At 33.7% G+C, this 9085-nt stretch carries 7 protein-coding genes; all 7 read left to right on the top strand.

All coding sequences use genetic code 11. The features are described 5' to 3' along the window. Nucleotides 1–796 (top strand): SP_1767 family glycosyltransferase (locus PAN06_RS11605; RefSeq protein WP_269796384.1); only part of this gene is annotated, 796 nt, incomplete at its 5' end. A 27-nt stretch (nt 797–823) separates the two neighbouring features. Continuing rightward, a complete protein-coding gene (locus PAN06_RS11610) occupies nt 824–2887 on the top strand; it encodes an SP_1767 family glycosyltransferase (RefSeq protein ID WP_269796385.1) in 2064 nt (687 codons plus the stop codon). Nucleotides 2888–2901: 14 nt separating this feature from the next. Next, complete coding sequence (locus PAN06_RS11615) at nt 2902–3810, top strand: glycosyltransferase family 2 protein (protein ID WP_269796386.1); 909 nt, start codon at nt 2902–2904, stop codon at nt 3808–3810. A gap of 3 nt (nt 3811–3813) precedes the next feature. Further along, complete coding sequence (locus tag PAN06_RS11620; protein WP_269796387.1) at nt 3814–4698, top strand: glycosyltransferase family 2 protein; 885 nt, start codon at nt 3814–3816, stop codon at nt 4696–4698. 18 nt (nt 4699–4716) lie between these two features. Further along, nucleotides 4717–5601, top strand: coding sequence for a glycosyltransferase family 2 protein (locus tag PAN06_RS11625; protein ID WP_269796388.1), 885 nt, complete (start codon nt 4717–4719; stop codon nt 5599–5601). Nucleotides 5602–5666: 65 nt separating this feature from the next. After that, complete coding sequence (locus PAN06_RS11630) at nt 5667–7433, top strand: glycosyltransferase (protein ID WP_269796389.1); 1767 nt, start codon at nt 5667–5669, stop codon at nt 7431–7433. A 362-nt stretch (nt 7434–7795) separates the two neighbouring features. Then, entirely contained in the window at nt 7796–9013 is a 1218-nt protein-coding gene (gene secY2 / locus PAN06_RS11635) for an accessory Sec system protein translocase subunit SecY2 (protein ID WP_269796390.1), read from the top strand. The last annotated feature ends 72 nt before the right edge of the window (nt 9014–9085 follow it).

Here is a 9085-nt window from a genome sequence, read left to right on the forward strand (position 1 = left end):
GACCATAGATGAAACGCTTGATTATATTCTGGAGCATCAATCTTCAATCGCTCGATTTGGTGATGGCGAGGCTGCAATCATGCTAGGCCAATCTATTAATTATCAGAAATATGACCCTAAACTTGCAGAAGAATTGAAATTTATTTTTAATCAAGAAAGTAGTCCTACATTAGTTATTGGTTTACAAGAAGGTTTAAAAAACCGTTTCTCTTTTGTTCCAGATGCTCTAGCTTTTTGGAGGCAATATTTAGAGGATTATGAGGAATTTTATCTAGATTATTGTAAAAATACTTGGTACGGCTCAACTTTTATTTCCAGACCTTATATTGATTTTTTAGATAAATCAAAAGCAAAATCTCAGTTTGAAAAGTTGAAAAAGCTATGGGAAGGAAAAGATATCCTTATCGTAGAAGGCTATGCTTCTAGATCTGGGGTAGGAAATGATTTATTTGATGGAGCTAAGAGCATTAAGAGAATTATTTGCCCATCTCGCCATGCTTATGATAAGAAAAATGAGATAATGGAAGAAATAATGAACCATGCTGATGGACGTTTGGTTTTGTTAATGCTAGGTCCTACAGCTAAAGTTTTAGCTTATCAACTTGCTACTAAGGGTATGCAGGCCATTGATATCGGACATGTTGATTCTGAGTATGAGTGGATGCAGATGGGAGCTGAAAATAAGGTTTTATTACAGAATAAACATACTGCAGAATTTAATCTAGATACAGAAATAGAATTAGCAGATGATGAAGCATATTTGAGTCAAGTTGTTGTAGACTTGAGTGCAGAATAGTATTAATCATGGAATTTCGGAGGAGAAATGACATCAGATAGAATTGCAATCGTTTTGATTGCTGATCAAGCTTACACAGAACAATTGACTGTGACCATGAAATCTATCATGTATCATAATAAATCCGTTGATTTTTATATTATTAATCAAGGAATTATGACAGACTGGTTTAGAAAAGTTAGACGTGTCGCAAAAATTTTAGGAGGAGCTGTCTACAGTATTCCGTTTGATACGGAAAAAATATCTTGTAAATTGGGAATTTCAAACCATAGCAGTCTAATTGCTTATGTCAAATATTTTATAGCAGATTTAGTGGATAGAGAGAAGGTTCTCTATATCGATAGTGATACTGTCATAAATGGTGATTTAAAGTCTATTTTTTCAATAGATTTAAGTGGGTTTCCAGTTGCTGCTGTAAGAGATATAGATGGAAGTTATAATACTGGTGTTTTGCTTATAGATATTGCTAAATGGAGAGAATTAAGCATTTCGGAACAATGTCTAGAGATTTGTTCAAATAGGAAAAATGAACAATTAGAGTTAGAAGATTTTAAGAATTCTCAGTCGATTTTTAATCAGTTATTTCAAGATAATTGTTTAGAATTAGCTAAGCGTTACAATGTTCAAGTAGGGTATGATTTGGTTGCTTTTTATAATAATTGGCAGGAACATTTTAATCTAGAATATAATCCGATTGTTATTCACTATACAACAAATAGAAAGCCGTGGAATAGTCCTGTCTCCTATAGATTTCGCGAAAAGTGGTGGGATTTCTATCATCTTGACTTTCAACAATTGCTAGCCCATCATCTAGATAGTTTCAGCTTTGTAACGGATAAGAAACACGGTCTCGATTTCTTTACTTTCACAACAACAGAGAGCTTTGAAAACATTGAACGTTTGGCAACAACATTTCCAGAACATCGCTTTCATATCGCGGCTTATACTGCTGTAGGTCCATATTTAAATTCATTGGGACAGTTTGAGAATATTTATCTGCACCCAGAGTGCACCACAGCTACCTTGGAGGAACTATTTAAGGGTATAGATGCTTATCTGAATATCAATTATGGAGAAGTAGATGAAACCATTTTAAGAAGCATGGAAGAGCTGAATAAACCTATTTTTTCATTCTATGCTACGCATAAGGGAAAGGTGCCTCAGTATTTATTTCTGAGAAAAGAAATTGAAAAGCTGGAGGATGCGATACGCTTATTTTCTGAAATTGGGGCAGAGAGATTTAATCAGACTTTTGAACAGGAAGAATTGTTTGATATTACAGTCATGTCTATAGATGAGACCTTGGATGAGCTTATAGCAACAGATAAATCTTTGGTTCGATTTGGAGATGGTGAGTTTAGTCTGATAAACGGAAATAGTATCGCATATCAGGAGTATAGCGAAGAATTAGCTCAAGAAATGAGAGAAATTTTGATAAATGCAGATAAGGAAGATAATGTACTTGTGTGTTTACCAGAAATTTTTGAAATATTTAAGGGAAATTTTCTCCAAAATAAAGATTCAGAAAATTTTTGGAAAAATGAGTTAGATTATCATGGAAGGTTTTTCCAAGATATTTGCAAGGCAAAGAGATATGGATCAGCTTGGATCTCAAGGCCGTATATTAATAGCGAAGATAAAAGCAAGGGGGTTACTCATTTTGAAAAAATAAAAGAATTGTTTGTGGGCAAGGATATACTTATTGTAGAGGGGGCCACTACACGAGCAGGAGTTGGTAATGACTTGTTTAACAATGTTCGCTCTATAAAACGTATTATTTGCCCTTCTCACCATGCTTTTTCAAAGGTGGATGTTATTCAACAAGCCATTTTAGATCATGCGGAGGGACGACTAATTTTACTGATGCTTGGTCCAACAGCCAAAATATTGGCTTATCGATTGTCTAGATTAGGGTATCGTGCCTTAGACCTTGGCCATATTGATTCAGAGTATGAATGGATGCAAATGGGAGCAGAGACGAAGGTACAGTTAAAACATAAGCATACAGCAGAATTTAATTTTGACCAAGGGATTGAATTTATAGAGGATGAAAACTATAACAATCAAATTGTTGCAGATTTGACTAAGTAGAGAGGTATAAATATATGGATGTTCCATTGATTTCGGTTATTATTCCTGTATACAATGTAGAGGAATACATTGAACATTGTATTAAAAATATTTTGCTACAGACATATACGAATATAGAGGTTATCATTGTCAACGATGGTAGTCTTGATGATAGTATCACTATTGCAAAGAAATTGACAGAAGATGATTCACGTTTTATCTATATCGATAAAGAAAATGGTGGACAGTCGGATGCTCGAAATGCAGGATTAGATATTTCGACGGGTGATTATATCTTTTTCTGTGATCCAGATGACTTTATGTTTGAGAAGAGTATTGAAAATCTGTATTATGCAAGTCAACTAACTGAAGCAGATATTGTCGTAGGATCATTTTGTCGTTTTGAAGAAGGTATGTTTTATTTTTATCCAAAACCAAAAGAAGACGAACTAATGTCTCCGCTCAGTGCCAGAGATGCTATACAAGGCATGGATAGCATGGAAGATTATACCCTACTTCGCTATTCTGCAGTTTGGGGGAAACTATTCAAAAAGCATTTATTTGATGAAGTTCGCTTTCCTAAAGGGAAATATGCAGAAGACCAGTTCATTATGTGGAAACTCTATCTAGCAAGTGAAAAGATGACTCGGTATGATTCAGATATTTATGCCTACAGAATCAATTTTAAAGGACTGACTCAGAACTACAACTTATCTCATTTAGATTTTATAGAAGCGATTGAGGAGCGTATTGAAACCTTGCTAGAGATGCCTGAGCTAGAATATCCGATGGAATTAGCCTTTAATCAGTATAAATTTGCTTTAAAGAGAAATTTATCCATGTTAGAGGGAACAGAATTTGTCCAAGAAGAAGCAATGGTGCGCGAAAAATTGGAACATGCTGAGAATGGAACCTACCTATTTTTAGAAAATAAAAGAGAGTGAGTGATGGAAAATCAATTAATCAGTGTTATCGTGCCGGTTTACAATGTCGAAGAGTATCTCAAACAATGCTTAGATAGCATTCTAGAGCAGACCTTTAGCAATTATGAAGTTATTCTTGTAAATGATGGTTCGACAGATAGCTCAGGCCTAATTTGTCAAGAATACGCCGAAAAAGATGCACGTATTCGTTATTTTGAAAAAGAAAATGGAGGTCTTTCGGATGCTCGAAATTATGGAATTGAACAGGCACAAGGAGAATATCTTACTTTTGTTGATTCAGATGATTTTTTAGACGCATCACATCTGACTATTCTTTATGATGCATTAGTAAACAATGATGCAGATATCTCCATCGCAAACTATGCTAATTATCAAACCTCCACTGCGACTTTCTATCTTCATACATTTGGAGAATATTATGAAAAAACTTATACTTCAGAAGAATTGATTGATGATTTATCATTTCTTGAAAGAAATGATTTATCTTTTTCGACCATCTGGGGTAGCTTATATAAGAAAAGTGTATTTTCATTTTTACGCTTTCCCAAAGGTGTAATAGGTGAGGATGTTGCATTAATCTATAAAATGTATACTCAAGTAGATAAAATTGTCTATGTTCATAAAGATACTTATATTTATAGAGAAAATGACTCTGGAATATCAAAGAGTAAAATATATCCACTTGTCACAGCGCAGTTAAATCATGTAGCAGAGCGCCTAGCTCTTTTAGCTATTATGGGATATGATGTGACGAAGCATTTTGATCGCTATAGAACATTTTTAGAAATTACTGAATACAATATGAGAATGGTATGGGGCATGGAAGATACAGAAACATATCGTCATATTAAGGAAAACTTACAACTTATCTCTTCTAATAAGAGTTAAGGAAGCAAAGGAAGTGTAATGTTAGAAACAATCAGCATCATTATTCCTATTTATAATGTGGAATCCTATCTCAGAAAATGCTTAGATAGTATAATAGAACAATCTTTTCCTTATTTTGAATTGCTTTTAATAAATGATGGCTCTACTGATGCTTCAGCTCAGATTTGTCAAGAGTATGTGGAAAAAGACGACAGAATTCGTTATTTTGAAAAAGAAAATAGTGGAGTTTCCTCAGCTCGTAATTTTGGAATCAAACATTCGAGGGGTGAGTACATTACATTTATTGATTCGGATGATTGGATTGAACCAAATTATTTAGAGATTTTATACAAAACAATAAAAGAGCAAGAGGCGGATATCGTGGTTACAAATTATTACACGTTTCGTGAAGAGGATGCAATGTTTTTATTTCATGTCGCTGAAACAAATGAACCTCTTGTATTTCAACCCAATGATTCCTTTTTTAACTATATGTTTTCAACCTTTGGTACAGATATAGCTTGGGGGAGCTCTTGGAGTAAATTATTTAAAAAGTCTCTGTTTGACCGCCTTTATTTTTCCGAAGATATATCTTGGGCAGAAGATTTTGATTTAATGTATAAATTATTTTTGATTTCTGAACGTATTATCTATCTTCATAAAGCCCCATATTGTTATCGTGACCGTGGAGATAGTGCTTCTAAAGCACCAGGGGAGGAACCTATTTGTCAAAGTTTAGAAGTTTCAGAAGGTCGTTTACTTACCCTTGCTTTGGCAGGAATTGATTTGACGGAAGCTAGAAAGCATCACATTGGGTTATTACAGTGGATGAAGTATAATATGGGAACAGTATGGGATATGTCTGATACGGTCACCTATAAAAAAATAGAGAACCAATTGTGGTTGCTAAATTTAGATAAATAAGAATAAAAGTACGTAGACAAGTATTGAGAATTTTAAAGAGAAATAGTACGAAAGTGAGGCATCTATTGAAAACAGAAATGATATCAATCATTGTACCAATCTATAATGCAGAGAATTATCTGAAATCGTGTTTGGATAGTGTACTGTCACAAACCTTTAAGGATTTTGAAGTTTTAATGGTCAATGATGGCTCTATAGATAATTCAGCAACCATCTGTCAAGATTACGCAGAACGTGACAGCCGTTTCCGATATTTTGAAAAGGTAAATGGAGGCTTATCTGATGCTCGAAACTATGGACTAGATAGGGCAAAGGGAGCTTATATCACCTTTCTAGATGCAGATGATTTTCTTTTTGAAAACTACCTAGAAAAATTATATCAAGCGAGTCGTCTAAGTGATTCTGATATACTAATTGGAGGTTATTGTCGCTTTGATGGCTCTGATTTCTATTTTTATAATGATCATTTTAAGAGTGAATCCTTAATTTCTTTCACATCAGCGCAAGCGATTCAAGTATTAGATTCTATGCTGGATGTTCCTTTTTTGACTTTTTCTACTGCTTGGGGAAAGCTGTTTAAACGAGGTTTGTTCGATGAGCTCCGTTTTCCATATGGAAAATATGCTGAGGACCAATTTTTAATTTGGAAACTCTATATGAGAGCTGACAACATTCATGTTTTTAACAATGCGTCTTATGTTTATCGAATGAATCCTTCAGGATTATCTAGCGTTTTTTCTCTCAAACATTTAGATTATATTGACGCGATTGAAGAACGGATAAGAGCAACAAAGGATTTAGCAGGGATCAATATTCAACATTCCTTTAACATGTATGACTATGTCTTACAGAGAATGTTAGGACAGTTGGAAGCACATCAATTTTTAGATGAAGCAGAGCAAGTACGTGAAAAATTGGAATTAGCAGAACGAACGGAATATCCCTTTTTGCTAGAAAATAAAAATGATTTAATTAGTATTATCGTCCCTATTTATAATGTTGAAAAGTATCTTCGAATGTGTTTAGATAGTATTGAAAATCAAACTTATTCAAATATAGAAGTTCTATTGATAGATGATGGTTCGACAGATGACTCGTGTAAGATTTGTCAGGAATATGTTTCTAGAGACAGCCGTTTCCGATATATTAAAAAGGAAAATGGTGGAGCTTCTGATGCGAGAAATTTTGGAATAGCTAGAGCAAAGGGAGAGTATTTATCTTTTGTTGACTCAGATGATTGGCTTTCCCTCACTTATGTGGAAGACCTATATCAGACTTCAATTCGGACACATTCAGATACTGTAGTATCACATTATACTATCTATAGTGAGAAAGATAGACACTATCATGTGCATATATGGGATGATTATTATGAGAAAACATATACTGGTGAAGAGCTGGTATTGAGTCTACCATCATTAGAACTAAATGGATATGTATATATAACTAGTTGGGGAATTTTGTTTAAGAAGGAATTGTTTAATCATATTAGATTTCCTAAAGGAAAATCAATAGAAGATTCTTGGACAAATTATAAATTATTTTTTCAATCAAATCTTGTTACATATATTCACAAAGAAATTTACTATCATAGGGAAGGGATAGAGAGTATTGGAAGTAGTATAAATGAAAAGCTGTTAACCGATGTTTTAGAATGCTTGTTAGAAAGATTAGCAATTTATACTATAAAGGGCTGGAATTATGCGGAGGAAAAGGATAATGTTTTAGGGTGTTTGAGATGGAGATATGAACAGGCTAAAGAAGAAGGATTACAGGATACAGAAATTTTTAGGAGATATACAGAAATATTAGACCTTATAGATAATAATTAAAAATCAAGGGTGTTCAATGAGCTAATAGTGAATAAAAAAATAATCTATTTTATTCACTAACGTAGTATTCTTTCATTAGTACCTTAGGGAGTTATAAGCAGATTTTTTCTGCTTTTTTTGTTATAATAGCAATAGTATTTCTGTAAAAATATATTCTTTATATATGCTATTAGAACAGAGTTCTTCATCGATTTGAGAACATTTTCTATGTAAAAGATGCATGGCTTTTTTGGTTATCATAAACTGTTATTTTTTAATACTGAAATAAACAAGATAAAAATGTTAAATAGTATTTTTAAAAGTATCAGAATATAAAATGAATTTTACAAAAACAAAGAATTAGGAGATTGAGAGGATAAGTTTTGAAAAGCTTTTTTTCGTCTGTTGTATTAAAAAAAGGATTTATGACGATTTTTTTTATTCTTATTTATATTGTAGGAAGCAGACTAACATTACCTTTTGTTGACCTAAATAGTAAAGATTTTTTAGGAGGTTCAACAGCCTATCTAGCCTTCTCAGCCGCCCTTACAGGTGGGAACCTAAGAAGTTTATCGCTTTTTTCTATAGGATTATCACCTTGGATGTCCGCGATGATTTTATGGCAGATGTTTTCTTTTTCGAAAAAGTTAGGCTTGAATTCTACAGCGATTGAAATTCAAGATCGTCGAAAAATGTATCTGACCTTGCTGATTGCTGTTATTCAATCTTTGGCAATTTCTCTAAGTTTACCGATACAAGCATCCTATTCTTCGGTCTTGGTTATACTTATAAATACCTTATTACTAATAGCGGGGACCTTTTTTCTGGTGTGGTTGTCAGATTTGAATGCCAGTATGGGGGTAGGGGGATCCATTGTCATTCTCTTATCTAGTATTATCATCAATATTCCCCAGGATGTTATTGAAACCTTTAAACTGGTTCATATCCCAACAGGGATTGTTGTCTTGCTTATTTTTATGACCATTATATTTTCTTACTTGCTTGCCATTATGTATCGTGCGCGTTATCTAGTGCCAGTCAATAAGATAGGACTTCACAATCGTTTTAAACGCTATTCTTATCTCGAAATCATGTTGAATCCTGCAGGTGGGATGCCTTATATGTATGTGATGAGTTTTCTTAGTGTACCAACTTATCTATTCATCTTATTAGGCTTTCTTTTCCCCGACGCTTCAGGACTGACGAGATTATCTAAGGAATTTATGATTGGAAAACCTTTGTGGGTCTATGTTTATATTTCGGTCTTATTTTTATTTAGTATCATTTTTGCATTTGTGACAATGAATGGTGAAGAGATTGCAGATCGCATGAAAAAATCTGGAGAATACATTTATGGAATTTATCCAGGCGAGGACACTAGTCGATTTATTAATCGATTGGTCCTTCGTTTCTCAGTCATAGGTGGTCTCTTTAATGTGATTATGGCAGGTGGTCCCATGCTTTTTGTTTTGTATGATGAAAAGTTATTACGATTGGCAATGATTCCAGGCTTGTTCTTGATGTTTGGGGGCATGATTTTTACGATTAGAGACGAGTTCAAGGCTTTAAGGTTAAATGAAACCTATAAACCCTTGATTTAGGAGACTTTTATGTATTATTTTATTCCAGCTTGGTATGGTTCAGAAAGAACATGGCATGCAACTATCACTCCA

Source organism: Streptococcus sp. SM3 (genome assembly GCF_027497875.1).

Excerpts from the sequence above, each read along its gene's own strand:
- PAN06_RS11610 (WP_269796385.1), top strand. The coding sequence starts at position 824 with ATGACATCAGATAGAATTGCAATCGTTTTGATTGCTGATCAAGCTTAC.
- PAN06_RS11615 (WP_269796386.1), top strand. The coding sequence starts at position 2,902 with ATGGATGTTCCATTGATTTCGGTTATTATTCCTGTATACAATGTAGAG.
- PAN06_RS11620 (WP_269796387.1), top strand. The coding sequence starts at position 3,814 with ATGGAAAATCAATTAATCAGTGTTATCGTGCCGGTTTACAATGTCGAA.
- PAN06_RS11625 (WP_269796388.1), top strand. The coding sequence starts at position 4,717 with ATGTTAGAAACAATCAGCATCATTATTCCTATTTATAATGTGGAATCC.